Source organism: Mycobacterium sp. NPDC049093 (assembly GCF_040704635.1).
In the GTDB taxonomy this organism is placed as follows: Bacteria; Actinomycetota; Actinomycetes; order Mycobacteriales; family Mycobacteriaceae; genus Mycobacterium.
This window is the reverse complement of sequence record NZ_JBEZJS010000003.1, coordinates 948,044-974,238: the sequence shown is the minus strand read 5'-3', so window position 1 is coordinate 974,238 and position 26,195 is coordinate 948,044. Positions and strand designations below refer to the sequence as shown.

Here is a 26,195-nt window from a genome sequence, read left to right as displayed (position 1 = left end):
TTCCACGGATGTCCCAAAATATTGAACTGTTATCCCAATATATGAGAAACGTCGAGCCTGTCCTAGGCTGTGACCGTGAAGATGTGGTTTGCGGTCACCGCCCTGCTGACGTGTGGATTCCTGACAGCGCCGACGGCGGTGGCGGCGGTCGCACCGAACTGGTCGGGCCTGGATGCCCGGCACTATGACGCACCGATTCCGGTGGCACGCACCCTGATCGAGACGGTTCCGCTCGACCCGGCGCTGTCGGTGCCAGGGGCGGCGAGTGCCTACCGCATCCTGTATTCGACTGTCGATCAGCATGATGCGGCCGCACTCAGTACCGCTGTGGTCTTCATCCCGCACGGCCAGGCACCCGACGGCGGCTGGCCGACCATCGCGTGGGCTCACGGCACGGTGGGACTCGGTGACGATTGCGCGCCGTCGGCGCAGCCCCGCAGCGCACGGGATGTCGAATACCTGACGCACTGGCTCGACCAGGGCTACGCCATCGTCGGCTCTGACTACGCCGGCCTGGGCACCCCCGGGCTGATGAGCTATCTCAACAGCGTGGCCACCGCCCACAGCGTCGTCGACTCGGTGATCGCGATGCACCACATGGACCTGCCGTTGTCGCCGAAGTGGGCCATCGTCGGTCAGTCGCAGGGTGGCGGCGCTGCGATCAACAGTGCGCGCTGGGCCACCGAATTCAGCCGGGGGACCGGTCTGGACTACCGCGGCGTGGTGGCGACCGGGACACCGTTCAACGTCCAGAGCATTGTCGAACAGTCCGGCCCCGATATGTTGCTGCCGCCGAATCTGGGACCCGCGGCCAACAGCTACACCGGCTACATCCTCGCCGGACTGCGCGAGGCGCGGCCCGATCTCGATATCGACAGCGTGCTCACCCCCGCCGGACTGGACGCGGTCAACAAGGCCGAGACGCTGTGCAAGCCCGACCTGGATCAGCAGCTGGCCGGTATGACACCGACGGCGTACTTCAGCGCGCCGTTGGCGACCCGGCCCGGCCTCCCGGAAGCTCTCGACGCCTACATGGGGACACCGACCAGCGGCTACGACCGGCCGATCTTCCTCGGCGTCGGGCTCCTGGACCGCGATGTTCCGCCGAACATGTCGCAGCAGCTCGCCGATCAGCTACGCGCCAACGGCCAGGACGTCACCCTCAAGGTCTATCCCGACGAGGATCACTCGGGCACCGTGCTGGCCTCCGTCCCGGACTCCACACCTTTCCTCGCCGCGCTGTTCGACGGGCACTGACGAAAACCGACCGGAGGCGTCAGCGCTGGTCGTAAGACACTGCGCACTACCCTGGTCAAAATGCGCTTAGGTCGAATCGCCAGTCCCGACGGCGTCGCTTTCGTCAGTGTCGAAGGCGACGGTGCAGATGCCGTCTGCAAAGAGATCGCCGAGCATCCGTTCGGCAACCCCAACTTCACCGGGCGGAGTTGGCCGCTGGCCGACGTCCGCCTGCTGGCGCCCATCCTGGCCAGCAAGGTCATCTGCATGGGCAAGAACTACGAGGCCCACGCCGAGGAGATGGGCGGTGCGGCTCCTGAGGATCCGGTGATCTTCCTCAAGCCCAACACCGCGATCATCGGCCCGAATGTGCCGATCCAGTTGCCGGCCGATGCCAACCCCGTTCACCACGAGGGCGAGCTGGCGATCGTGATCGGGCGGCCGTGCAAGGATGTCCCCGCCGCGCGCGCCGCCGAGAACATCCTCGGCTACACCATTGCCAACGACATCTCGGCACGCGACCAGCAGGCCAAGGACGGTCAGTGGATGCGCGCCAAGGGTCACGACACCTTCTGTCCGGTGGGCCCGTGGATCGTCAACGACCTCGATCCGTCCGATCTGGAGATTCGCACCGAAGTGAACGGTGTAGTGCGGCAGCGCAGCCGAACCTCGCTGATGATTCACGACATCGGCGCCATCGTTGAGTGGGTCTCGGCCGTGATGACGCTGCTACCCGGTGATCTGATCCTGACCGGAACCCCGGAGGGGGTCGGTCCGATCGAAGACGGGGACACCGTGAGCGTCACCGTCGAAGGTATCGGCACCCTTACCAATCCCGTTGTGCGTAAGCAGAAATAGAGGCAAGTGATGACATCTCCCTCTCGTCCGGTCCGGGTGAGGTTCTGTCCGTCACCGACCGGCACCCCGCACGTCGGGTTGGTGCGTACCGCGCTGTTCAACTGGGCCTACGCCCGGCACACCGGTGGAACGTTCGTCTTCCGCATCGAGGACACCGACGCCGCGCGTGACAGTGCCGAGAGCTACGCCGCGATCCTCGACGCGCTGCGCTGGCTCGGCCTGGACTGGGACGAGGGCCCGGAGGTCGGCGGCCCCTACGAGCCGTACCGGCAGTCGCAGCGCAGCGAGATCTACCGTGACGTGATCAACCGCCTGCTCGAGGCCGGCGAGGTCTACGCGGCATATTCGACGCCAGAAGAGGTCGAGGCACGGCACGTGGCGGCCGGGCGCAATCCCAAACTCGGGTACGACAACTACGACCGGGACCTGACCGACGAGCAGCGCAAGGTATTCGTCGACGAGGGCCGCAAGCCCGTGCTGCGCTTGCGCATGCCCGACGAGGACCTCGGCTGGACCGATCTGGTGCGCGGGCCGGTGAGCTTCCCGGCGGGTTCGGTGCCCGATTTCGCGATCACCCGCGCCAACGGAGATCCGTTGTACACGTTGGTCAACCCGGTCGACGACGCGATGATGAAGATCACCCACGTGCTGCGCGGCGAGGACATCATGCCCTCGACGCCGCGTCAGATCGCGCTGTACCGGGCGCTGATGCGGATCGGCGTGGCTGAGCGGGTGCCTGAATTCGCTCATTTGCCAAGTGTTCTCGGCGAGGGCAACAAGAAGTTGTCCAAGCGGGATCCGCAGTCCAACCTGTTCCTGCACCGCGACCGCGGCTTCCTGCCGGAGGGTCTGCTGAACTACCTGGCGCTGCTGGGCTGGGGCATCGCCGACGATCACGACGTGTTCAGCCTCGAGGAGATGGTGGCCGCGTTCGACGTCGTCAACGTCAACTCCAACCCGGCGCGGTTCGACCAGAAGAAGGCCGACGCGATCAACGCCGAGCACATCCGGCTGCTGACGGTCGAGGACTTCACGGCCCGGCTGCGCGCGTACCTCGACGCCCATGGTCACGACACAGGTTTGGACGACGCCGCATTCGCCGAAGCCGCCGCGCTGGTCCAGACCCGCATCGTCGTGCTCGGCGATGCGTGGGGCCTGCTGAAGTTCTTCGACGACGGCTCCTACGAGATCGACGAGAAGGCCGCTGCCAAGGAACTGCGCGAGGAGGCCGCACCGGTCCTGGATGCCGCTCTGAGCGCCCTGGAGGGGCTCGGGGAGTGGAACACCGCCAACATCGAGGCGGCGCTCAAGGAGGCCCTTCTGGACGGTCTGGAGCTCAAGCCACGGAAGGCGTTCGGACCGATCCGCGTCGCCGTCACGGGCGCCACGATCAGCCCGCCGCTGTTCGAATCCATGGAACTGCTGGGAGCCGATCGCAGCCTGACGCGGTTGCGGTCCGCCCGGGCCCGGCTGTGAGCGCCGGGGCGACGGGGCTTGGTAAAAAGCGCCGAAAATCTTTGGTAGTCTGCTCGTCGGCCCGAAAAGCAAAACGGGGAAGCCCCCGCTGAGCCGATCGGATCGAAATTGCCTGCCACCTGCGGTGATAGGCAATTAATGGGGTATGGTGTAATTGGCAACACAGCGGTTTCTGGTACCGCCATTCTAGGTTCGAGTCCTGGTACCCCAGCCATCCGGAGCGGTTCAGCCGGATTAGGCGAGCACTACTGCCTGAGCTATGCTGACCATCCGGAAGTTCTAGCCCCCGTCGTCTAGCGGCCTAGGACGCCGCCCTCTCACGGCGGTAGCGTGGGTTCGAATCCCATCGGGGGTACAGAAGTAAAAGCGCCCAGTTCTCAGGAACTGGGCGCTTTTGCGTTGTATGGGTTCGCCCGCCCGGTTTGCGCTGCCTCCCGCCGGCTTTGTCACGCCAGAGTGGCTCTGGGTGTCGAAGGTCACTCTGGTGTGACGCTCGGTGAGACTTGGTGGCGTCGGCGGCGGTGGGCCGCCTGGTCTGTTACGCCAGAGTGGCGCTGACGCTCGACGGCCACTCTGGCGTGACAAACCGGGCTACTGAGATTCGCCTCACAGTCGCCGGGTCAGGGCGTCGGCCGCGGCGAGGAGATCGGCTGCCCAACGGGCCCCCGGCCGGCGGCCCATGCGGTCGATCGGTCCGGACACCGACACTGCCGCGATCACGGCGCCGCGCCCGTCACGCACCGGCGCCGAGACACTGGCCACTCCCGGCTCGCGTTCGGCGGCACTCTGGGCCCAGCCGCGCTTGCGGACCTCGGCCAGCGCGCGATCGGTGAACTTCGCTGCCGGAAGCACGGCCTGCTGGGTGGCCGGGTCGGCGTAGGCCAGTAGCACTTTGGCTCCAGAGCCCGCGGTCATCGGGAGGTGGGTGCCCACCGGCACGGTGTCGCGAAGTCCGGCCGGGGGCTCCAACGCCACCACGCAGACCCGTGATTGGCCCTCGCGCCGGTACAGCTGGACGCTCTCGCCGGTGATCTCGCGTAGGCGGGGCAGTACCGCGGCCCCCGCGGCCAGCAGCGGATCGTTGACGTGGGAGGCCAATTCGGTCAGGGCCGGGCCGAGACGCCAGCGGCCGTCGCCGTCGCGGGCCAGCAGCCGGTGGGTTTCGAGTCCCGCGGCCAGCCGGTGCGCGGTCGCTCGGGGGAGGCCGGTCCGCTCGCAGAGTTCGGCCAGCCCGCAAGGTGACTCGGCCACGGTGTGCAGCACACCCACCGCTTTGTCGAGAACGCCGATGCCGCTATCATTTCTCACAGAGAGATACTAGCGTCTCGCATTGTGAGATGACAGGCGAGATGACGACAGTACCGCCCAGCCCTGGCGGACTCTTGATGCAAGCCCGCATTTGCCGTTAATCGAATCGAGAAGTAGCGATGGACCAATCGACACAGACATCCGTGAAGCCGCGCACCCTGGCCGAAAAGGTTTGGGAAGACCACGTCGTGGCGCGCGGTGAGGGAGAGGGCGCGGCCCGCGAGCCCGACCTGATCTACATCGACCTGCATCTCGTGCACGAGGTCACCAGCCCGCAGGCGTTCGACGGTCTGCGCATGGCGGGCCGGCCGGTGCGACGGCCCGACCTGACGATCGCCACCGAGGACCACAACGTGCCCACGGTCGACATCGACAAGCCGATCGCAGACCCGGTCTCGCGTACGCAGGTCGAGACATTGCGGCGCAACTGCGAGGAATTCGGCATCCGGCTGCACCCGATGGGTGACGTCGAGCAGGGCATCGTGCACATCATCGGACCGCAGCTCGGACTGACGCAGCCGGGTATGACGGTGGTGTGTGGAGACAGCCACACCTCGACCCATGGCGCATTCGGTGCCATCGCAATGGGTATCGGCACATCCGAGGTCGAGCATGTGATGGCCACGCAGACACTGCCGCTCAAGCCGTTCAAGACCATGGCGGTCAATGTCGACGGCGTGCTGCCGCCCGGGGTGAGCGCCAAGGACATCATCCTGGCCGTCATCGCCAAGATCGGTACCGGCGGCGGCCAGGGCCACGTCATCGAATACCGGGGCAGTGCCATCGAGGCGCTGTCCATGGAAGGCCGGATGACGATCTGCAACATGAGCATCGAGGCCGGGGCGCGGGCCGGGATGGTGGCTCCCGACGAGACCACCTATGAGTTCCTCAAGGGCCGTCCGAACGCTCCCAAGGGAGCGGACTGGGACGCCGCCATTGCCGCGTGGAGCCAGTTGCGCACTGACGAGGGTGCCGAATTCGACACCGAGGTCTACCTGGATGCCGCCGCGTTGAGCCCGTTCGTGACGTGGGGCACCAACCCGGGGCAGGGGGTCCCGCTGTCCGCGTCGGTCCCGGATCCTGAGTTGATGGGCGACGACGGCGAGCGTCAGTCGGCGGAGAAGGCTTTGGCCTACATGGATCTGCGGCCCGGGATGGCCATGCGTGACATCGCCGTGGACACCGTCTTCGTCGGGTCCTGCACCAATGGTCGCATCGAGGACCTCCGAGTGGTTGCCGACGTGCTGCGCGATCGTAAGGTGGCCGACGGGGTGCGGATGCTGGTCGTGCCGGGCTCGATGCGGGTGCGCGCCCAGGCCGAATCGGAAGGTCTCGACCAGATATTCACCGCCGCAGGCGCCGAATGGCGGCAGGCCGGCTGCTCGATGTGTCTGGGCATGAACCCCGATCAACTGTCCCCGGGGCAGCGCTGCGCCTCCACATCCAACCGGAATTTCGAAGGCCGACAGGGCAAGGGCGGCCGTACCCACCTGGTGTCACCGGCTGTCGCGGCTGCCACCGCCGTGCGCGGAAAACTCGCCTCGCCTGCCGATCTGCCCGCCGCGACCCGCTAAAAAGCCAGAAGGAGAAGCGTGATGGACGCTTTCAGTACCCACACCGGAATCGGCGTCCCGCTGCGGCGGTCCAATGTCGACACCGACCAGATCATCCCCGCGGTCTATTTGAAGCGGGTTACCCGAACAGGTTTCGAGGACGGATTGTTCGCCGCCTGGCGCACGGATCCGTCGTTCATTCTGAATCTCCCGCCATTCGACAAAGGCTCCGTGTTGGTCGCCGGACCCGATTTCGGCACCGGATCTTCTCGCGAACACGCCGTCTGGGCACTCATGGACTATGGCTTCCGGGTGGTTATCTCATCCCGATTCGCCGATATTTTCCGCGGCAACGCCGGCAAGGCCGGGCTATTGGCCGCCGAGGTCGCCCAAGACGATGTCGAGCTGTTATGGAAGCTCATCGAGCAGAATCCCGGCCTGGAAATCACTGTGAATCTTCAAGATCGAAATATCGTCGCCGGAACGGTTGTGTTGCCGTTCAGAATTGACGACTACACGGCCTGGCGGCTGCTCGAAGGGCTCGACGATATAGGCCTTACGCTGCGGAAACTGTCTTCGATCGAGGATTACGAGAAGCGCAGGCCGAGCTGGAAGCCGCGTACTCTGCCGGCCTGATCTAGGCCTCCAGAGGGCGCTTCAGCGCCCGAATTCGCCGCCTGCCAAACCGGTTCTGGACCCATCCCGGCGGAGTCCAAGTGGGGCAAGCGGATTGCCGGATTGTTCGCTAGCTACGCCTGAAATTGCGCGTGGCTCTTGGAAATCAGTGGTCACAGGGTTTACCGTGTCCTCTAGTCGGTCCAAAGAGGACCACTGGTTTCGGAGGTTTTGGATGAACAAAGCGGAGCTCATCGACGTACTCACAACCAAACTGGGCACCGATCGTCGGCAGGCTACCGCCGCGGTCGAGAACGTCGTGGACACCATCGTCCGCGCGGTGCACAAGGGTGACAGCGTCACGATCACCGGCTTCGGTGTTTTCGAGCAGCGCCGTCGCGCTGCCCGGGTGGCCCGTAACCCGCGCACCGGCGAGACCGTGAAGGTCAAGCCCACTTCGGTGCCGGCTTTCCGGCCGGGTGCACAGTTCAAGGCGGTTGTCGCTGGGGCGCAGCGTCTCCCGGCTGACGGCCCCGCCGTCAAGCGTGGCGTCACCGCAGGCCCTGCCAAGCGCACTGCCGCCAAGAAGACCGCCGCCAAGAAGGCCCCGGCGAAGAAGGCCGCGACCAAGGCTCCTGCCAAGAAGGCCGCGACCAAGGCGCCCGCCAAGAAGGCCGCAGTCAAGAAGGCACCGGCCAAGAAGGCGGCTGTCAAGAAGGCCCCGGCCAAGAAGGCCGCGACCAAGGCGCCCGCCAAGAAGGCGGCTGTCAAGAAGGCCCCGGCCAAGAAGGCCGCGACCAAGGCTCCTGCCAAGAAGGCCGCGACCAAGGCGCCCGCCAAGAAGGCCGCAGTCAAGAAGGCACCGGCCAAGAAGGGCCGCAAGTAATTACGGTAAAGGCACGTCGTGAGCCTTAGATGAGCTCACGACGTGCCTTTCCTGTGTGGGTCTACTGCGGCTTGGACAACGGGCTGCACATATGGTCAGCGGCCAGTAGTCGACCGTCCGCGATCGACAACACCCACGCACTGCCCTTGCGATTCCCAGTCGTGGCGGGTCGTACGCGGTCCCGGTCACACCACCAGGAGATCAACCCGGGGATGACCTTGCCTTGTGAGCAGATGACCGGTGTACCTGCGCGCGCGGCGATATCGAGCAATCGATTGCGAGCGGCCTTGTGATCGTCGGCGTAGGCCTCTTCGGTCAGTGCCGGCTCATTGTGGATGTCCACCCCGAGTTCCTGACCCAGGGGTTCCAAGGTCTGATGGCAGCGTAACCGATCGGCCGCGTAAAGCGTTGTGGCACCGAATGCCAGTAGGTGGGCGACCATTGCCTCGGCCTGCGCCCGGCCCTTCTTGTCCAGCGGTCGACATCGGTCGTTACCTTTGAAGCGTGACCGCCGCCCGGCAGATCCATGCCGCACCACAATCACAGTCTTCGTGTCCGGTGGGTGTTTTTCGAAGCGGCGCAACACTTTTCGATCATGCGGATAGACGACCTGATCCATGGCCGCATGAACCGGCAGCCAGATGAGTTTGTCCACCTCGTCGTTGGGGGTGAAGTCGCCACCCGTCGCACGGGCCGCCCAGTACCAGACCCGTTTGGTCCCCTGCGGAATCTCGTACGAGATCGAACTGAGCCGGCGGCCGAGCTGTGCGGTGTACCCGGTCTCCTCGTGAACCTCACGCACCGCGGCGACGGGTTCGGTCTCGCCGAGCTCGACCTTCCCTTTGGGAAGGGACCAATCGTCGTATCGCGGACGGTGGATCACGGCTACCTCGGTGACGGCCGCGCCTGCGGCGTCCTGGCCGCCGCGCCACAACACGGCGCCCGCTGCGGGCACCAGCTTGGTGCCCGGTTTGGCCGCCTTCGTGCTGTCGTCGGACACCTCAACTCCTGCAGGTCATTCACCGGTCCGGGCAATGGGCCCGGCCATGTGGGGATCAGGGGTGCCGGTGACGTTCCATCAGCGACACCTGGTGGTCGCGGACCGTCTGCCCTTCCTGGGGCAGCGCAGTCCAGTGGCCGTCGTGTCGTAACTCCCAGCACCGGGTGGCCGGATCCATCGCGGACTCGAACACCTCGTTGAGTTGTGCGGTCAGCCTGGGGTCCTTGACCTGAGCCATCACTTCGACACGGCGGTCGAGATTACGATGCATCATGTCGGCACTGCCGATCCAGAACTCGTTGATGGCGCGGAAGTGAATAATTCGCGAGTGCTCCAGGAAGCGGCCGAGGATCGAACGCACCGTGATGTTGTCGGAATAGCCGGCCACGCCGGGGCGTAGCGCGCAGATGCCCCGCACGACGATCTCGACCGGGATCCCGGCCTGCGACGCCCGGTACAGCGCGTCGATCACCTGCTCGTCGACCAGGGCGTTGGCCTTCAACCGGATTCCGGTCGTCGCTCCCTCGTGATGAGCGGCGATTTCGCGGTCGATGCGTTCGATGATGCCCTTGCGCACGCCACGCGGAGCCACCAGCAGATTGCGGTAGGCGTCCTTGCGTGAATAGCCGGTCAGCGAGTTGAACAGATCGGTGAGATCGGCGCCGATGTCGGGATCGGCGCTCAGCAACCCGACGTCCTCGTACAGCCGCGCGGTTTTCGGGTTGTAGTTGCCGGTGCCGATGTGGCAGTAGCGCCGGATCGTCGACCCCTCGCGCCGCACCACAAGGCAGGTCTTGCAATGGGTCTTGAGTCCGATCAACCCGTAGACCACGTGTACGCCGGCCTGCTCAAGCGCTCTGGCCCACTTGATGTTGGCCTGTTCGTCGAAGCGGGCCTTGATCTCGACGAGCGCCACCACCTGCTTGCCGGCCTCGGCCGCGTCGATCAGGGCGTTGACGATCGGTGAGTCACCGGAGGTGCGGTAGAGGGTCTGCTTGATGGCCAGCACGTTGGGGTCGGCGGCGGCCTGCTCGATGAAGCGCTGCACCGTGGTGGAGAACGAGTCATACGGGTGATGTACCAGTACATCCCCGTCGCGCAGCGTCGAGAAAATGCTCTTCGGTGTCTCGCGTTCGCCGAAAGCCGGTGGGGTGGCAGGCACGAACGGCCGGTCCTTGAGTGCGGGCCGGTCCACGTCGTAGATCTGCCACAGCGCCGAGAGATCCAGCAGCCCGGGCACCTCGATCACGTCGCCGGGGGCCACATCGAGTTCCCGCAACAGTAATTCGAGCATGCTCTCGGTCATGTCGTCGGAGACTTCCAACCGGACCGGCGACCCGAACCGTCGTCGAGCCAGTTCGCGTTCCAGTGCCTGCAGCAGATCCTCGTCGCGATCCTCTTCGACCTCGAAATCGGCATTGCGGGTGATCCGGAACGCGTGGTGCTCGACGATCTCCAGGCCGGGGAACAGGACCGGCAGGAACGCCGCGATGAGCTCTTCCATCGGCAGGAACCGCACCACTGTCGATCCATCGGCCGGTGCGGCCAATTCCACGAAGCGACCGACGTTGTCAGGCACCTTGATCCTGGCGAAGTGTTGTCCGCCGTCGTCGGGGTGCTTGACGGTGATGGCCAGGTTCAGGCTGAGCCCGCTCACGAACGGGAACGGGTGGGCCGGGTCCACCGCCAACGGGGTGAGGACCGGGAACACCTGTTCGTGGAAGTACGTGGAGAGCTTTGCGCGTTCGTACTCGTCGAGTTGGGCCCAGTTGACGATGACGATGCCCTCTTCGGCCAGAGCCGGGCGGACCGAGCTGAGAAACACCTTGGCATGCCGGTTGGCGATCTGCTGGGTGCGCTCGTTGATGCGACGCAACTGTTCACGCGGGGACAGGCCGTCGGCCGAGCGCACCGAAAGTCCCATCTCGTCGCGGCGTTTGAGGCCGGCCACCCGGACCATGTAGAACTCGTCGAGATTGGACGCGAAGATCGCCAGGAACTTCGCCCGCTCGAGCAGTGGGAGCGAGGTGTCGGCCGCCAGGGCCAGGACCCGGGCGTTGAAGTCCAGCCAGCTCAGCTCGCGGTTGAGGTAGCGGTCCTCGGGCAGCGCGTCGTCCACTGCAGGTGAGGTGGCCGCCGGTGGGGCTTCGGGTGTCGCCGACTCGTCGGACTGCCCCGATACGGCTGCCGCGGTGTCCCGGTGAGAGTTGTTCGACCGGGTACCTGGCTCGGCTTCGGTGGCTTCGCTCATCTGTCCGATCATTCCCTATCGCGCGGGTCCCCGGCTACCTAACGGCATGCCTGCCGAGGGTGCGTGCGGTGGCGGTGCCCACGCCGAGTCGGCGTGCCGCCTGCAAATCGTCGGGAGTGTCGATGTCGCAGCGTAAACCGGGCCACGCGCCGGTCAGTTCGATCGCGCCGGAGTGACGATGGCGCGCAGCCGAATCGGATCCGAAGTGCGGAGCCAGGGGAGTACCGAACGCGAACAGTGCCGAGGTTCCGGTGCCGTGCCGATCGCCGACGAAACTGCGTTGATAACCGCGGGCCAGAGACAGCGCCTCGGCCAGCTCCTGAGGCTGCAGGGCGGGTAGATCCCCTTGGAGGACAACGATATTCGGTGCCGAAGAGCGGAGCTCGGCCTCAGCGGCGGCGATGGCGTTGTTGAGTGGGTCACGATGACCGGGCGGTGTCGGGTCCATCAGTACCCCGGCGCCGAGTTTCCGCGCTTCCGCCGCCGCCGTCTCGTCGGGGGTGACCACGGTGACCGGGGCGACGGTCGACGCGGCATTGATGGTGTCGACGAGCATCGCCAGCACGACGGCCTCGCGGGTGGCCGCGGAGAAGATGGGTGCCAGCCGGGTTTTGGCGGCCGACAGCCGTTTCACCGCGATCACGAGGGTGACATCAGCGGCCTGTGTTGCCGCGGCGTTGCCGCTCCGGGAGCCGCTCATGGGTTCATCCTGCCAGCCCGGCCGGTGACGGCGCGTGGCGCTGCCGCCGGGATAGGGTGAACGGGTGGTAGAGGCTGCGGTGATGGGTGCCGGTGCGTGGGGGACGGCGCTGGCCAAGGTGCTGGCGGATGCGGGAAATCCGGTGACGATGTGGGCCCGTCGGCCCGAGGTTGCCGAGGAGATCAACACCGAGCATCGCAACAGTCGGTATCTCGGCGATGTCGTGCTGCCGTCGACGATCCGGGCCACCTCGGATCCCGCCGAGGCGCTGGCCGGTGCCTGCACGGTGCTGCTCGGTGTGCCTGCCCAGCAGCTCCGGGCGAACCTGGAGGGGTGGAAGCACCTCATCGGTGACGATGTGACCCTGGTGAGCCTGGCCAAGGGAATTGAGCTCGGTTCGCTCATGCGGATGAGTCAGGTCATCGTCCAGGTGACCGGCGCCGATCCGTCCCGGGTCGCCGTCGTGACCGGGCCGAACCTCGCCAGCGAGATCGCCGACGAGCAGCCCGCGGCCACCGTCGTGGCCTGCAGCGATTCGGGACGTGCCGTCGCGCTGCAACGCGCCCTGGCCACCGGATACTTCCGGCCGTACACCAACGCCGACGTGGTCGGTGCAGAAGTCGGTGGGGCCTGCAAGAACGTCATTGCACTGGCCTGCGGAATGGCGGTCGGCGTCGGGCTGGGGGAGAACACCGTGGCCGCGATCATCACCCGCGGCCTGGCTGAGGTCATGCGGCTGGGCATCGCACTGGGTGCCACCCCCGCCACGCTGGCCGGGTTGGCCGGTGTCGGAGACCTCGTGGCCACCTGTACCTCCCGGCATTCGCGTAACCGCACGTTCGGCGAGCGGCTCGGCAAGGGCGGCACGATGGAATCGGCGATGATCGCGGGAGGCGGCCACGTGGCCGAAGGAGTGGCCTCGTGTGAATCGGTGCTGGCGCTGGCCTCCAGTTACGGTGTCGAGATGCCGTTGACCGACGCCGTTTATCGGGTGTGTCACAAGGGATTGTCTGTGCACGAGGCAGTCGCGGGACTACTGGGTCGCAGCACCAAACCGGAGTGACCGGCCTCCGGGTGCGAGGAGGAAAAACAGGTATGGACGGCTTGTACGGGGATTCCACTCGGAGCGTCAAAGCTGTTGGACTGGAATCAATTCCAGGTCAACCGGTGGCGCCGATCCCGGTGCCTGCGTCGACGTTCCATCTTTCGCCCGACGAAACCGAGCCGCTGGACAGCTACGGCCGCAGCTCCAATCCGTCATGGCGGCAGCTGGAAGCCGCGCTGGCCGAACTGGAGGGTGCCGCAGCTGCACTCACGTTCGGGTCGGGCATGGCCGCGATCACCTCGGCGCTGCGGGTGCTGGCCAAACCGGGAACCACGCTCGTGGTCCCCGCCGACGGCTACTACCAGGTCCGCCGTTATGCAGTGGAATACCTTGCACCGCAAGGAATTAGGGTGATCGAGGCAACTGTCGCCGACATCTGTGAGGCGGCCGCGCAAGCCGACGTGGTGCTTGCCGAGACGCCGGCAAACCCGGGGCTCGACGTCGTCGATCTGCACCGGTTGGCGATCACCTGCCGCAGTCGTGGCGCCACCCTCGTCGTCGACAACACCACCGCCACACCGCTGGGTCAACAACCGCTTTCGCTGGGCGCCGACCTGGTCGTGGCCAGTGCCACCAAATCACTGTCAGGGCACAGCGACCTGGTGGCCGGCTACGTGGCCGGCAGCCAGCCCGAGCTGATGACCGCGGTGGAGCGCGACCGGCTGCTGGCCGGGCCGATCCTGGGCGCGTTCGAGGCGTGGTTGGTACTGCGCAGCCTCGGCAGTGCCGGACTGCGCTTCGAACGGCAGTGCCAGAACGCCGCAGCCCTGGCGATGATGCTGCGCAGCCATCCAGCGGTGCGCTCGGTGCGCTATCCGGGGTTGCCCGAAGATCCGGCACACGATCTGGCGGCCACCCAGATGAGGCGCTTCGGCGGATTGGTGTCGATCGAATTGGCCGATGCCGCGGCCGTGCACGCCCTGGTGGAGCGCAGCGCGCTGCTCATCGCCTCGACCAGCTTCGGCGGGATCCATACCTCGGTCGACCGCAGGGCACGTTGGGGCGACCCCGTGTCCGCCGGTTTCGCCCGCATCTCGGCCGGGGTCGAGGACACCGACGACCTGCTCGCCGATGTCGAGCAGGCGCTGCGGCGGTGAAGGCCCAGGTCGGGATGCGCCGGAAGGCAGGCCCGGCCCGGGACGGTAGCCTCTCTAGGTTGTGACAGCCCGCAACCAGACCGGATCCCGCACCCGCGTCGCCGTCGTCTACGGCGGGCGTAGCTCTGAGCACGCGATTTCCTGCGTATCGGCAGGCAGCATCCTGCGCAACCTCGACCCGGAGCGGTTCGAGGTCGTCGCCGTCGGGATCACCCCCGACGGTTCGTGGATGTTGACCGACGGAAGCCCCGAGACCCTCGCGATCACCGACGGCCGGCTTCCCGAGGTGACCGAGACGTCCGGTACCGAGCTCGCGCTGCCTGCCGCGCCGAACCGCAGTGGCCAGCTGCTGGCGCTGAGCAACGGTCCCGGTGAGCTGCTGGCCGCCGTCGACGTGGTCTTCCCGGTGCTGCACGGCCCGTACGGCGAGGACGGCACCATCCAGGGACTGTTGGAGTTGGCCGGAATTCCCTACGTGGGCTCCGGTGTGCTGTCCAGCGCAGCCGGCATGGACAAGGAGTTCACGAAGAAGCTGCTCGTCGCCGAGGGGCTGCCGATCGGCGACTTCGTGGTGCTGCGTCCCCGCCCCGACGGTTCAGTTCCGACCCTCGACCTGGAGGACCGCGAGCGCCTCGGCCTGCCGGTGTTCGTCAAGCCTTCCCGGGGTGGCTCCTCGATCGGCGTCAGCCGGGTCTCGGCATGGGATGAGCTGCCTGCGGCGATCGAACTCGCGCGCCGTCACGACCCCAAGGTCATCGTCGAGGCCGCGATTCCGGGCCGCGAACTGGAATGCGGGGTACTCGAATTCCCCGACGGCAGCATCGAGGCCAGCACCGTGGGCGAGATCCGGGTGGCCGGCGTGCGCGGACGCGAGGACGGCTTCTACGACTTCGCCACCAAATACCTCGTCGACGCAGCCGAATTGGATGTACCGGCGAAGGTCGACGACGACATTTCCGACGAGGTCCGCCGGTTGGCGGTGCGTGCCTTCACCGCGATCGACTGCCAGGGGTTGGCCCGCGTCGACTTCTTCCTGACGGATGACGGCCCGGTGATCAACGAGATCAACACGATGCCGGGGTTCACCACCATCTCGATGTTCCCGCGGATGTGGGCGGCCAGCGGCGTCGACTACCCGACATTGCTGACCGCGATGGTCGAGACCGCGCTGGCACGCGGGACCGGCCTGCGCTGACCTCAGCGCGCCGGAGCCGGTGCCGGCTCCTGCGCGGACATGGTCCGGGCGATCTGACCTGAGATCTGCTGAATGGGTGTCGGCCCCGACCCGGCGGGCAGCGTCAGTGCGACGTACACCGGGCGGTCGACCGCGTACCAGGTGCTGCGGCCCTGATCATCGGTGGCCGGTCCCGATTCGCCCACCCGGAACCACTGGATCTCGTCGACCACCTGCAGTGGCGTGCCGACGACGAAATCGGTGGGGCGCTCCAGCCCACAGCGCAGGACGACCGGCTCGGTGTCGGGCTCGGCACGCCAGGCCGCGGTGCCCGGGGGCGTCGGGTCCACCGTCGGGGCACGGCGGAAATCGCCGAGCTGCTGGGGTAGCGCGTTCAGGAGGTCGTGGCACTGCTGGCTGTCGGCCTGCGGTGCCGGTATCGACGGAATGGCGACGGGTTGCTGCTCGGGTGAGCGCTGCCGGGACGCCGCGATACCGAGGACGGTGATCAGCACCGAGACCGCAACGACGACCGCTGCGATCAGCAGGGTGCGGGGCGGTCCGTCGGCGGCGGGCGAGTCGGTCACACCACCAACTCTATGGCCGGCCGGTGTTGGCGATCGGGCAGGTCAGGGTCCGGGTGATTCCGGGTACCTGCTGCACCGCAGGCACCACGTCGGACTGCAGCGCGGCCAAGGTGTCGGCGCTGAGCCGCAAGACCACGTCATAGGGCCCGGTCACGTATTCCGCGGAGACCACACCGGGCAGTCCGGCGAGCTGTTTGGCGACGACTTCGGCACGGCCCACCTCGGTCTGGATCAGCACGTAAGCCTCCACCACCGGCTGTCTCCTTGATCTCGCTGCATAAACTGCTGGCCGCAGGCACCAAACGTACCGCAGGTCGGGTCCGGGCTCTCAGGACACGGCGGCCGACCGGCAGGAGGCGATATGACCGGCGAGACGATCGGCGACGATCCCGGAGACGACGACGGCGACACCCTGGCGGGCGCGGGGGAATTCGTGGTCATCGACCGCCTGGTGGCCGGCCGCACACAAGCCGAAGCCGTGGCGCTGGGCCCGGGTGACGATGCGGCCGTGGTGACCGCGCCAGACGGGCGCACCGTCGTCTCCACCGACATGCTGGTGCAGGACCGCCACTTTCGGCTCGACTGGTCGACGCCGCACGATATCGGGCGAAAAGCCATCGCCCAGAACGCCGCCGATATCGAGGCGATGGGCGGGCGGGCCACCGCTTTCGTGGTGGCCTTCGGTGCACCGTCCGATACCTCTGTCGTTTCCGCGGCGGGACTGTCCGACGGGCTGTGGGATGAGGCTCGGCCGCTGGGCGCCAGCATTGCCGGGGGAGATCTGGTCAGCGCCCCGCTGTGGGTGATATCTGTCACGGTGCTCGGTGATCTCGGCGGCCGGGAACCGGTGCGCCGCAGCGGTGCCCGAGTCGGCGACACCGTCGCGGTGGCGGGTGAGTTGGGCCGCTCGGCGGCGGGCTTCGCGCTGTGGGAGCGCGGCATCGAAGGGCAGGACGGATTCGCCGAGTTGCGGCAGCGCCACCTGACCCCGCAGCCGCCGTATGGCCAGGGCGCCCGTGCGGCCGACGCCGGGGCCACCGCGATGACCGATGTCTCCGACGGGCTCCTCGCCGACCTGGGCCACATCGCGACGGCCTCCGGCGTCGGCATCGACCTGGAGAGCAGCCTTCTCGACGCCGATCGTCTCGCGGTCACCGATGCCGCCATGGCCGCGGGAGCGGACCCGTGGGAGTGGGTGCTCGGCGGTGGCGAGGACCACGCGCTGGCCGCGACATTCCCCGGTGCGTTGCCACCAGGCTGGCGCGCCATCGGGCGGGTGCTCGAAGGCCCGGCCAAGGTGCTCGTCGACGGCGCGCCGTGGGCCGGAAACGCGGGATGGCAGTCGTTCGACTAACGGCTCACGCTAAGTTGGCTTTCCGTGACTGCACGCCCCCTGAATGAACTTGTCGAGGACGGCTGGGCCCGCGCGCTCGCGCCGGTGGAAACGCATGTCGCGCAGATGGGGGAGTTCCTCCGCGACGAGCTCACCGAAGGCAGACGTTATCTGCCTTCGGGCCAGAATGTTCTGCGCGCCTTCACCTTTCCCTTCGACCGGGTGCGCGTGCTGATCGTCGGTCAGGATCCTTACCCGACACCGGGGCATGCTGTCGGTCTCAGTTTCTCGGTGGGCGCCGACGTGCGCCCACTGCCGCGCAGCCTGTCGAACATCTTCAGTGAGTATTCCGAGGATCTGGGCTACCCGCAGCCGGCCAACGGTGATCTCACCCCATGGGCGCAACAGGGCGTGATGCTGCTCAACAGGGTGCTGACGGTATCGCCGGGCACTCCGGCCTCACACCGAGGCAAGGGTTGGGAAGCGGTGACGGAGTGCGCGATCCGGGCACTCGTCGCACGTGAGCAGCCGATGGTGGCGGTGTTGTGGGGCCGTGACGCCTCGACGCTCAAACCGCTCCTGGCCGAAGGCGACTGCGCGACGATCGAATCGCCGCACCCGTCGCCGCTGTCGGCATCGCGGGGATTCTTCGGGTCACGCCCGTTCAGCCGGGCCAACGAACTGCTGCAGCAGAAAGGCGCCGACCCGATCGACTGGCGGCTGCCCTGACCTGGTCAGGGCATCGGGATGGCCGGCGGCGCGGGAATCGCCGGCGGCGCCGGGATCGGCGGGGGTGAGGGGATACCCGGTGAGGGGATCTGGACGGTCATGTCGCCGTCACCGCCGCCGTTGCCGGGAGGAACGGGCATCTCAGCCGACGGCGACGCAGGTGCGGGCGATACCGGAGTTTCGATGACGGTGGTCTCGGTATGGGTCGCCGGACCTTCCGAGGTCACCGGAGCCTCCGTCGTCGTGGGAGTCTCCGAGGTGGTGTTGCCATCGGAACTGGTGCCGCCGCACGCGGACAGCACGAGACCGGCCGCGACTGCGGCCGCAAATGCACAGAGCGGTGAGTACGATGCGCGACGTGAGGTCATGACGACAGGAAATACCCTGCCGTCACCTCAGGTAAACAACGGCGTCGCGCACCGAATCAGGCGCGCGTGACTAGCCGCGCGAGACCTTGCCGGCCTTGATGCAGGAGGTGCAGGCGTTCACGCGCTGCTTGTTGCCACCCGGACGCGCCACGGCACGCACCGACTGGATGTTCGGATCCCAGCGCCGGCTGGTCCGCCGATGCGAGTGCGACACCGACTTGCCGAAGCCCGGGGCCTTTCCGCAGATATCGCACACGGCAGCCATATCAACAACTCCTCGAAATCAGTACTTGGGGGGCTGGGCCCGCTCGCCGCAAACGGCGGGGCTCGACCCGACAACCTGATCAGAATACCGGGAGGCCAGAGGATCGCCAAAACGGCTCGTGAACACGGCCCCAGGTTGTCCACAGCCGGCGATGCTCTGATCGGGTTTGTCGCTGTCACTGGATAGGCTGGCGGTCACGGCGGTGTCTGCGCTGCACGGGGGATCGCACCGGGTTTCGGCGGGGATCTGATTTGGGATTGGGAGGTCCGATGTCGGCTCGGCGGTTGGACGCCCACGCTCTGCGGGCCTGGGCGCATACAGCCGTCGATGAGCTGATCGTGCACACCGATGAGATCAACCGGCTCAACGTGTTCCCGGTGGCTGATGCCGATACCGGCACAAACATGCTGTTCACGATGCGTTCGGCGTGGGCGCACGTCGACGGCGAGCCGGCCGATGCCGACATCACGGCAATGGCGAGCGCGTTGGCGGCCGGAGCGTTGCAGGGGGCCCGCGGCAACTCCGGGGTCATCCTGTCCCAGATTCTGCTCGGCCTGGCCGAGGTCATCACCACCGCGGCGGCCCAGCGTGACGGTGATCTCACTGCGGTGGACGGCGCGCTGTTCGGAACGGCGCTGCGCCACGCCGCCGTCCTGGCCGTCGCCTCGATGGGTGAGCCCGTACCGGGGACCATCGTGTCGGTGCTGCAGGCGGCCGCTGAGGCCGGGGAGCGCTGCGCGGCTACCGGCGGCGACGTCGCCGATGTGGCGGCCGCTGCCGGTGAGGCCGCATCGGCCGCCCTCGATCGCACACCGGAACAGCTCGACGTGCTGGCCAGGGCCGGGGTCGTCGATTCCGGTGGTCGGGGCCTGCTCGTGCTGCTCGACGCGATGACCACCACCCTGGCCGGCCACGCGCCTCGCCGGCCCGTCTACACCCCGGCCTCGCCCCAGGTCGCACTGGCGGCCGCGGCGGCACCCCCGCAGTTCGAGGTGATGTATCTGCTGAGTGGGTGCGGCGCGCCCGCTGTCGAGGGGCTGCGGGCAGCGTTGGAGCAGATGGGTGAGTCGGTCGCCATTGCCGCCTCCGGCAGCGATCAGTACTCCGTGCACGTCCATCTCGACGATGCCGGCGCCGCGGTCGAGGCCGGGCTGGCGGTGGGGTCGCTGAACCGCATCCAGATCACCGCGCTGACCGTCGCGGCGGGCGTGAGACCCGCCGGTGGATGGACCCGTGAGCGGGCTGTGCTGGCCGTGGTCGACGGGGACGGTGGCGTCGAACTGTTCGCCGGTGAGGGGGCGCAGGTGTTGCGGCCCGAAGCAGGTGAGCCGATCAATGCGCAACAGTTGTTGCGTGCCCTGATCGATGTGGGGGCGGCCCAGGTGATGGTGTTGCCCAACGGGTATGTCGCCGCCGAGGAACTCGTGGCGGGCTGCACCGCCGCGATCGGTTGGGGCATCGACGTGGTGCCGGTGCCGGCCGGTTCGATGGTGCAGGGGTTGGCGGCGCTGGCCGTCCACGACGAGGGACGGCAAGCCGTCGACGACGGGTACACCATGGCGCGCGCCGCTGCGGGGGCGCGGCACGGTGCCGTGCGGATCGCCACCGAGGAGGCGTTGACCTGGGCAGGCACCTGCAAGCCGGGTGACGGGCTCGGCATCGCCGGCGACGAGGTCCTGATCGTCGGGTCTGATCTCACCTCCGCGGCCGCAGGGTTGATCGATCTGATGATGGTGGCCGGCGGAGAGCTGATCACGGTGCTGACCGGTGACGGTGTGGACGATGAGGTCGGAAAGGCGCTGCAGGCCCACGTACACCGGGCACACCTCGGCGCGGAGTTGGTGACGTATCACACGGGCCACCGCGGTGACGCCCTGCTGATCGGGGTGGAGTAGTGGTCAGCCTCGGCGAACGCCTCGAGTTCGTCCTCGGCAAAAAGGGTGCCGACAAGCTCTTCGACAATTTCGGCTTGCGCACCGTCAACGACCTGCTGCGCCACTATCCACGCAAGTACAGCGAGGGCATGTCGGTCCGCGGCGAGGACGATGCGCTGGACCTCGAGGAAGGCGAACACGTCACGTTCGTCGATGAGGTGACCGAGACCAAAGACGGGTTGATGCGCGCTCAGCCCGGCAAACGCGCCCGCAAATGGCTGCGCGTCACCCTGGGAGAACACCGGCCCAAGGTGACCGCGACGTTCTTCAACGCTGGCTGGATGATCGACCAACTGCCCACCGGTACCCGGATCATGTTGTCGGGTGAGGTCGGATTCTTCAAGGGCACAATGCAATTGACGCATCCGGCCTACCTGGTTCTGGATTCGCCCACCGGAAAGACCCCTGGCAGCAAGGCGATGAAGGCGATCGCCACCAGCTCAGGTGCCACCGGCGACGAGTTGCTGGCGGCCTTCGAGCGCGACTTCTTCCCGATCTATCCGGCCAGCGCCAAGATGCAGAGCTGGGACATCTATGCCTGCGTGCGTCAGGTGCTCGCTGTGCTGGACCCCGTCGCCGATCCGCTTCCGGAATCATTTGTGCGCGAGCGGGATCTGATGAGCGAGGACGAGGCGCTACGGGCCATCCACCTGGCCGAGAACTCGGCTGACCGGGATCGGGCCATCGAGCGGCTGACCTACGACGAGGCCATCGGTCTGCAGTGGGGGTTGGTGGCCCGGCGCTACGGCGAGCTCAGCGAATCCGGGCCCGTTGCGCCGCGCAGGGCCGACGGGCTTGCCGCCGAGATGTCGACCCGCCTGCCGTTCTCGCTCACGCAGGGCCAGGCCGAGGTGCTCGACGTGATCTCGGATGAGCTGGCCTCGACGCGGCCGATGAACCGGATGCTGCAGGGCGAGGTGGGCTCGGGCAAGACCATCGTGTCGGTCCTGGCGATGCTGCAGATGGTCGATGCGGGCTACCAATGTGCCCTGCTGGCGCCGACGGAAGTGCTTGCCGCCCAACATGCCCGGTCGGTTCGCGACGTCCTGGGTCCGCTGGCCATGGCAGGCCAGCTCGGTGGCGCCGAGTACGGTACCCGAGTTGCGCTGCTGACTGGCTCGATGACGCCGCAGCAAAAGCGTGAGGCTCGCGGCGAAGTGGCTTCCGGCGCGGCCGGCATCGTCATCGGCACCCACGCGCTGCTGCAGGACGCGGTGGAGTTCCACAACCTCGGGATGGTCGTGGTCGACGAGCAACACCGGTTCGGGGTGGAGCAGCGGGATACCTTGCGTGCCAAGGCACGTGACGGGGTGACCCCCCATCTGCTGGTGATGACGGCCACGCCGATTCCGCGCACGGTGGCACTGACCGTCTACGGCGACCTCGAGACCTCGACGTTGCGTGAGCTTCCCCGCGGTCGCCAGCCCATCACCACCAACACTATCTTCGTCACGCAGAAGCCGACCTGGCTGGACCGGGCCTGGGCCCGGATCCGTGAGGAAGTCGGCGCCGGACGTCAGGCCTACGTGGTGGCCTCGCGCATCGACGAATCCGACAAGGACAACGGCGAAGGCGGGCCCCCACCGGTCACGGTCCTTGAACTGTTCGACCGACTCGGCGCAGGACCTCTGGCGGGGTTGCGTCTCGGCCTCATGCACGGCCGGCTGTCCGGGGAGGACAAGGACCTGGTCATGGCCGCGTTCCGCGCGGGGGAGATCGATGTTCTGGTGTGCACCACGGTGATTGAGGTCGGCGTCGACGTCCCCAATGCCACGGTCATGGTGGTGATGGATTCCGACCGGTTCGGGATCAGTCAGCTCCATCAGCTGCGCGGCCGGATCGGTCGTGGTCAGCATCCCAGCCTGTGCCTGCTCGCCACCCGGCTGCCGGAGACCTCAAAGGCGGGCGAACGGATCAAAGCTGTCGCCGCCACGCTCGACGGGTTCGCCCTGGCCGATCTCGATCTGCAGGAGCGTCGCGAGGGGGATGTGCTGGGGCTCAACCAATCCGGGCGCACGATCAATCTGCGCTTCCTGTCGCTGGCCGACCATCTGGGCGTGATCACCGATGCCCGGGAGTTCTGCGAGTCGGTGTATGAGAAGCGGCCTGACGATCCCGGGATGGCACTGCTGGCAGCGCAATTCGTCGACACCGACCGCGTCGAGTACCTGGACAAGGCATGACCCGCCGCCGGATGTGGTGGCTGGCCGCAGCCGTCGCACTCGCGGTGGTCGTCGCCATCCAGGTGACCTGGTCGACGCAACGCTCCGTCCGGTTCACCGCCGGGGCCCAACCGCCCAGCGTGGCGGCCGGGGTCGATGTGTTGGCCGGAGTGCCCGAAGTGCCGGTGCGGGTGCGTGGCAACGACTATCGCCGCGCGGCATTCGGCGAGTCGTGGGACGACGACAACAGCGCACCCGGTGGTCACAACGGCTGTGACACCCGCAACGACATTCTCAATCGTGACCTCGTCGACAAGACGTTCGTCGCGATCAAACGGTGTCCGACTGCCGTGGCGACCGGCACGCTGCACGACCCGTACACGAATGCGGTGGTGTCGTTCGTCCGCGGCAATCAGACGGGGGCCTCGGTGCAGATCGATCACATCGTGCCGCTGGCGTTGGCGTGGGACCTGGGCGCCCGGAACTGGCCCGACGACCTGCGGTTGCGGTTCGCCAACGACCCGGCGAACCTGCTGGCGGTGGCCGGTAAACCGAACCAGGAAAAGGGCGACCAGGAGCCTGCGCACTGGATGCCGCCGAACCTGGCGTTTCGGTGCCAGTACGCGGTGCAGTTCGTCGAGGTGCTGCGCGGGTACGCGCTGCCGGTCGACACCGCCTCGGCCGGGGTCCTGCGTGAGGCGGCCGGGACCTGCCCTACGGGCTAGCCCGTGAAGGTCGCCGGGTCGGGCCGGAACCGGGTGCCGTCGTCCAGGCTGCTGAGGCTGTCCATCTGCTCGGCGGTCAACTCGAAGCCGAACACGTCGAGATTGGAGGCGATCCGTTCCGGGTTGGTTGAGCGGGAAATCACGCTGTTGCCCAACTGGATGCTCCAGCGGATCAGCACCTGCGCCGGCGTTCTGCCGTGCGCCTCGGCGATGGCGGTGACGGCCGGGTTGTCGAGCAGGTTGCCGACGCCGAGCGGGCTGTAAGCCTGCGTCGTGACGTTGTACTGGGCGTTGGCGGCACGCCAGGCACTCTGATTCAGCAGCGGGTGCAGCTCGATCTGGTTGACCGCAGGCGCGACGAAGGTCAGGTCGACGATCGTCGACAGGTTCTCGGGGCTGAAGTTGGACACTCCGGTGGAGCGGGCCAGTCCGGCCTGCTTGAGCGCCATCAGCCCACCCCAGCTGTCGACGAACTTGCCGATGTCGTTGCCCGGCCAATGAATCAGGTACAGGTCCACGTAATCCAGGCCGAGCCGCTCCAGGCTGGCCCGCCCGGCGTCCTGGGACGACGTGAAACCGTGATCGGTGATGGCCAGCTTGGTGGTGACCGAGATCTCCTCGCGCGGAATCCCCGAGGCCGCAATGGCACGGCCGACGCCGGCCTCGTTGTCATAGGCGGCCGCGGTGTCGATCAAGCGGTGACCGGCCTCTAGTGCCGCCGATACCACGCGCTCCGCCTCGGAGTCCGAGAGTCCGCCGACACCCAGGCCGACGACCGGGATCGTGCGGTCGTCATTGAGCGTGACGGTGGGAATCGCAGCCCCGTCGGAGGAGGTCATGGCACCTATCCTGTGAAGTTGAAGGTTCGGGGGTCGGGTCCCAGGCGAGTGTCCGTCTCCAGCGAGGCGATGGCCGACATATCCGACTCGTCCAGATCGAAATCGAACACGTCGAAATTGCTGACAATCCGCTCGGGGTTCACCGACTTGGGGATGACGATATTACCCAGATGTATATGCCACCTAATCAGTACCTGTGCGGGGGTTTTACCGTGCCGTTCGGCGATGCCGGTGATCACCGGATCGGTGAGCAGTGAACCCTGGCCCAGCGGGCTCCACGCCTCGGTGGCGATGCCCAATCTGGCGTGTACCTCGCGCAGCTCGTGTTGCGGTAGCAGCGGGTGCAATTCGATCTGATTGACCGCGGGCACGATGCCGGTGGCGTCGATCAGCACATTCAGGTGTTCGGGCGCGAAGTTGCTCACCCCGATTGACCGGATCCGGCCCTGATCACGCAGGTGCGCGAAGGCCTTGAAGGTGTCGACGTAGGCATTGTTGGCCGGGACCGGCCAGTGGATCAGATACAGGTCGAGGTAGTCGACGCCGAGCCGCTCCAGGCTCGCGTCGAACGCGGCCAGCGTCGAGTCGTATCCCTGATCGCTGTTCCACAGCTTGGTCACCAGGAACACGTCTTCACGGGGGACCCCGGAGTCAACCAGGCCGCGGCCGGTTTCGGCCTCGTTGCGGTACGCGGCGGCGGTATCGATGTGCCGATAGCCTGCCTGCAGGGCCGCGCTCACCGCGCGCACGGTCTCCTCGGCAGGGGTCTGCCAAACCCCCAACCCGACTTGCGGTACCGAATTACCGTCGTTCAGCGTGACACGAGGACTCACAGAGGGAGCAGCCATGACTGAAAGTCTGCCAGGCGGGCCGGCCCCGGGTGGACCTGGTGGCCACAGCCGGGAGGCGGTCAAACAGGCGGTGCTCGAGCGGGCGACCGAGTTCAGCCTGGCGGCGATCCCGCGGATTTCCGACCGGACCAAGCGCCTGCTGCTGGGCGGGCGTTCGGTGGTGGTCGACGGCAACACCCTGGACACCACGCTCCAATTCACTCTCGCCGCCCAGCGTGCGGCGGGGGTCGGAGGCCTGGTCGCCGATTACAGCCCGGAGTCCGGCGTCGCGGTTTCGCGAGCCGCGCTGCGGGCCACCGCGGCCATGATGAAGGCACGGATCCGCGCAGATGTGACCGAAATGTCGATTCCGGGTCCGGCCGGGCCCGTCCCGGCGCGACGCTACGTCCCGGACGGCACCGGATCCCCGGGCACGTCGGCGCTGTTGCTGTACTTCCACGGCGGCGGTTTCGTGATCGGCGACCTCGACACCCATGACAACCTGTGCCGGCTGATCTGCCGGGACGGTGGCATCCAGGTGATCTCCGTCGACTACCGCCTCGCGCCCGAGCACAAGGCGCCGGCGGCCGTCGACGACGCCTACGCGGCCTATCGCTGGGCGCTCGACCATGCCGCGGGTCTGGGGGCCACACGCATCGTCGTCGGGGGAGACAGTGCCGGCGGCAACCTGGCTGCCGTGGTGGCCCAACAGGCCCGCGACTCGGAACTGCCGCTGCCCGCGCTGCAGTTGCTGCTCTACCCCGTCACCGACTGGTCGAGCGAGACGCGATCCAAGACGCTGTTCTCCGACGGCTTCTTCCTGCAGAAACGCGACATGGACTGGTTTGCCGCGCATTACCTCGATGGCGCCGAGGTGTCCGCGAACGACCCGGCGGTGTCACCGCTGCTCAGTGAAGATCTCTCCGGCCTGCCCCCCGCGCTGGTGGTCACGGCCGGGTTCGACCCACTGCGGGACGAGGGAAACCGGTATGCGAGGGCCATGCAGGATGCCGGGGTGGTCGTGGACCTGCGCGAAGAACGGTCGATGATCCATGCGTTCGCCAACTTCTTCCCGCTGGGCGGCGGCAGTGCCACCGCGACGAGCGCAATGATCTCGGCCCTGCGCGCACATCTCAGCCACGCCGAAAGCTGACCTGTCGGCGC

25 protein-coding genes and 2 tRNA genes are annotated in these 26,195 nt (G+C 67.1%); 17 read left to right on the top strand and 10 right to left on the bottom strand.

Going from position 1 to position 26,195, the window contains the following annotated elements; translation table 11 throughout:
• Window positions 1-81 precede the first annotated feature (81 nt).
• From AB0876_RS15200 to AB0876_RS15180, 5 genes are all read left to right on the top strand, one after another.
• Entirely contained in the window at window positions 82-1,257 is a 1,176-nt protein-coding gene (locus tag AB0876_RS15200; RefSeq protein WP_526042355.1) for an alpha/beta hydrolase family protein, read from the top strand.
• 60 nt (window positions 1,258-1,317) lie between these two features.
• Entirely contained in the window at window positions 1,318-2,094 is a 777-nt protein-coding gene (locus tag AB0876_RS15195) for a fumarylacetoacetate hydrolase family protein (RefSeq protein ID WP_055112741.1), read from the top strand.
• 9 nt (window positions 2,095-2,103) lie between these two features.
• A complete protein-coding gene (gene gltX / locus AB0876_RS15190; protein WP_526042302.1) occupies window positions 2,104-3,570 on the top strand; it encodes a glutamate--tRNA ligase in 1,467 nt (488 codons plus the stop codon).
• A gap of 139 nt (window positions 3,571-3,709) precedes the next feature.
• Window positions 3,710-3,784, top strand: a tRNA-Gln gene (locus AB0876_RS15185).
• 68 nt (window positions 3,785-3,852) lie between these two features.
• Window positions 3,853-3,925 (top strand) — tRNA-Glu (locus AB0876_RS15180).
• Window positions 3,926-4,176: 251 nt separating this feature from the next.
• Here AB0876_RS15180 and AB0876_RS15175 read toward each other — a convergent pair.
• The gene (locus AB0876_RS15175) at window positions 4,177-4,878 is read right to left on the bottom strand and encodes an IclR family transcriptional regulator (protein ID WP_055112748.1); all 702 of its coding nucleotides are present in this window, start codon (window positions 4,876-4,878) and stop codon (window positions 4,177-4,179) included.
• Between the two features lie 119 nt (window positions 4,879-4,997).
• On the opposite strand from AB0876_RS15175, the gene leuC reads away from it, so the two are divergent.
• From leuC to AB0876_RS15160, 3 genes are all read left to right on the top strand, one after another.
• Window positions 4,998-6,452: a 3-isopropylmalate dehydratase large subunit gene (gene leuC / locus AB0876_RS15170; protein WP_491838604.1), complete on the top strand. Its 1,455-nt coding sequence runs from the start codon at window positions 4,998-5,000 to the stop codon at window positions 6,450-6,452.
• Window positions 6,453-6,473: 21 nt separating this feature from the next.
• Window positions 6,474-7,067, top strand: a complete 594-nt coding sequence (gene leuD / locus AB0876_RS15165) for a 3-isopropylmalate dehydratase small subunit (RefSeq protein WP_064881882.1) — start codon at window positions 6,474-6,476, stop codon at window positions 7,065-7,067.
• A gap of 214 nt (window positions 7,068-7,281) precedes the next feature.
• Entirely contained in the window at window positions 7,282-7,932 is a 651-nt protein-coding gene (locus AB0876_RS15160) for an HU family DNA-binding protein (protein ID WP_491838605.1), read from the top strand.
• Window positions 7,933-7,993: 61 nt separating this feature from the next.
• On the opposite strand, the gene mutT1 is transcribed toward AB0876_RS15160, so the two are convergent.
• The 3 genes from mutT1 to cofC are packed head-to-tail and all read right to left on the bottom strand — an operon-like array spanning window position 7,994 to window position 11,883.
• The gene (mutT1, locus tag AB0876_RS15155) at window positions 7,994-8,932 is read right to left on the bottom strand and encodes an 8-oxo-(d)GTP phosphatase MutT1 (protein WP_526042301.1); all 939 of its coding nucleotides are present in this window, start codon (window positions 8,930-8,932) and stop codon (window positions 7,994-7,996) included.
• Window positions 8,933-8,987: 55 nt separating this feature from the next.
• Complete coding sequence (locus AB0876_RS15150) at window positions 8,988-11,195, bottom strand: RNA degradosome polyphosphate kinase (RefSeq protein WP_491838607.1); 2,208 nt, start codon at window positions 11,193-11,195, stop codon at window positions 8,988-8,990.
• 22 nt (window positions 11,196-11,217) lie between these two features.
• The gene (cofC, locus tag AB0876_RS15145; RefSeq protein WP_526042300.1) at window positions 11,218-11,883 is read right to left on the bottom strand and encodes a 2-phospho-L-lactate guanylyltransferase; all 666 of its coding nucleotides are present in this window, start codon (window positions 11,881-11,883) and stop codon (window positions 11,218-11,220) included.
• Window positions 11,884-11,965: 82 nt separating this feature from the next.
• On the opposite strand from cofC, the gene AB0876_RS15140 reads away from it, so the two are divergent.
• From AB0876_RS15140 to AB0876_RS15130, 3 genes are all read left to right on the top strand, one after another.
• A complete protein-coding gene (locus AB0876_RS15140) occupies window positions 11,966-12,946 on the top strand; it encodes an NAD(P)H-dependent glycerol-3-phosphate dehydrogenase (protein ID WP_526042354.1) in 981 nt (326 codons plus the stop codon).
• A 32-nt stretch (window positions 12,947-12,978) separates the two neighbouring features.
• Entirely contained in the window at window positions 12,979-14,085 is a 1,107-nt protein-coding gene (locus AB0876_RS15135) for a cystathionine gamma-lyase (protein ID WP_526042299.1), read from the top strand.
• 61 nt (window positions 14,086-14,146) lie between these two features.
• Window positions 14,147-15,280, top strand: coding sequence for a D-alanine--D-alanine ligase family protein (locus AB0876_RS15130; protein ID WP_064931317.1), 1,134 nt, complete (start codon window positions 14,147-14,149; stop codon window positions 15,278-15,280).
• A 2-nt stretch (window positions 15,281-15,282) separates the two neighbouring features.
• Here the strand turns inward: AB0876_RS15130 and AB0876_RS15125 are convergent, their stop codons facing one another.
• Both AB0876_RS15125 and AB0876_RS15120 read right to left on the bottom strand, forming a co-directional pair.
• Window positions 15,283-15,846: a DUF3515 domain-containing protein gene (locus AB0876_RS15125; RefSeq protein ID WP_064881849.1), complete on the bottom strand. Its 564-nt coding sequence runs from the start codon at window positions 15,844-15,846 to the stop codon at window positions 15,283-15,285.
• Window positions 15,847-15,856: 10 nt separating this feature from the next.
• The gene (locus AB0876_RS15120; protein ID WP_418022543.1) at window positions 15,857-16,099 is read right to left on the bottom strand and encodes an Lrp/AsnC ligand binding domain-containing protein; all 243 of its coding nucleotides are present in this window, start codon (window positions 16,097-16,099) and stop codon (window positions 15,857-15,859) included.
• Window positions 16,100-16,207: 108 nt separating this feature from the next.
• On the opposite strand from AB0876_RS15120, the gene AB0876_RS15115 reads away from it, so the two are divergent.
• Window positions 16,208-17,200: a thiamine-phosphate kinase gene (locus AB0876_RS15115; protein WP_526042298.1), complete on the top strand. Its 993-nt coding sequence runs from the start codon at window positions 16,208-16,210 to the stop codon at window positions 17,198-17,200.
• 24 nt (window positions 17,201-17,224) lie between these two features.
• A complete protein-coding gene (locus AB0876_RS15110) occupies window positions 17,225-17,908 on the top strand; it encodes a uracil-DNA glycosylase (RefSeq protein ID WP_526042297.1) in 684 nt (227 codons plus the stop codon).
• 5 nt (window positions 17,909-17,913) lie between these two features.
• On the opposite strand, the gene AB0876_RS15105 is transcribed toward AB0876_RS15110, so the two are convergent.
• Window positions 17,914-18,276 carry a hypothetical protein gene (locus AB0876_RS15105; protein WP_491838613.1) on the bottom strand — a complete coding sequence of 121 codons (363 nt, stop codon included), beginning with the start codon at window positions 18,274-18,276 and terminating at the stop codon, window positions 17,914-17,916.
• Between the two features lie 70 nt (window positions 18,277-18,346).
• A complete protein-coding gene (rpmB, locus tag AB0876_RS15100) occupies window positions 18,347-18,541 on the bottom strand; it encodes a 50S ribosomal protein L28 (protein WP_003881125.1) in 195 nt (64 codons plus the stop codon).
• A 269-nt stretch (window positions 18,542-18,810) separates the two neighbouring features.
• On the opposite strand from rpmB, the gene fakA reads away from it, so the two are divergent.
• The 3 genes from fakA to AB0876_RS15085 are packed head-to-tail and all read left to right on the top strand — an operon-like array spanning window position 18,811 to window position 23,362.
• On the top strand, window positions 18,811-20,436 hold the full coding sequence (gene fakA, locus AB0876_RS15095) for a fatty acid kinase ATP-binding subunit FakA (protein ID WP_526042296.1): 1,626 nt from the start codon (window positions 18,811-18,813) through the stop codon (window positions 20,434-20,436).
• Window positions 20,436-22,658 (top strand): ATP-dependent DNA helicase RecG, encoded by a 2,223-nt coding sequence (recG, locus tag AB0876_RS15090; protein WP_491838615.1) that lies wholly within the window; start codon window positions 20,436-20,438, stop codon window positions 22,656-22,658. The genes fakA and recG overlap by 1 nt, the downstream gene beginning before the upstream one ends.
• On the top strand, window positions 22,655-23,362 hold the full coding sequence (locus AB0876_RS15085) for an HNH endonuclease family protein (protein WP_491838616.1): 708 nt from the start codon (window positions 22,655-22,657) through the stop codon (window positions 23,360-23,362). Before recG ends, AB0876_RS15085 begins: the two co-directional genes overlap by 4 nt.
• Here the strand turns inward: AB0876_RS15085 and AB0876_RS15080 are convergent.
• Complete coding sequence (locus AB0876_RS15080) at window positions 23,359-24,201, bottom strand: aldo/keto reductase (protein WP_491838617.1); 843 nt, start codon at window positions 24,199-24,201, stop codon at window positions 23,359-23,361. The two genes, AB0876_RS15085 and AB0876_RS15080, sit on opposite strands and share 4 nt — an antisense overlap.
• 5 nt (window positions 24,202-24,206) lie before the next feature.
• Entirely contained in the window at window positions 24,207-25,034 is an 828-nt protein-coding gene (locus AB0876_RS15075; RefSeq protein WP_491839321.1) for an aldo/keto reductase, read from the bottom strand.
• 13 nt (window positions 25,035-25,047) lie between these two features.
• Here AB0876_RS15075 and AB0876_RS15070 point away from each other — a divergent pair, with 13 nt between their 5' ends.
• Complete coding sequence (locus AB0876_RS15070; RefSeq protein ID WP_491838618.1) at window positions 25,048-26,184, top strand: alpha/beta hydrolase; 1,137 nt, start codon at window positions 25,048-25,050, stop codon at window positions 26,182-26,184.
• Window positions 26,185-26,195 lie beyond the last annotated feature (11 nt).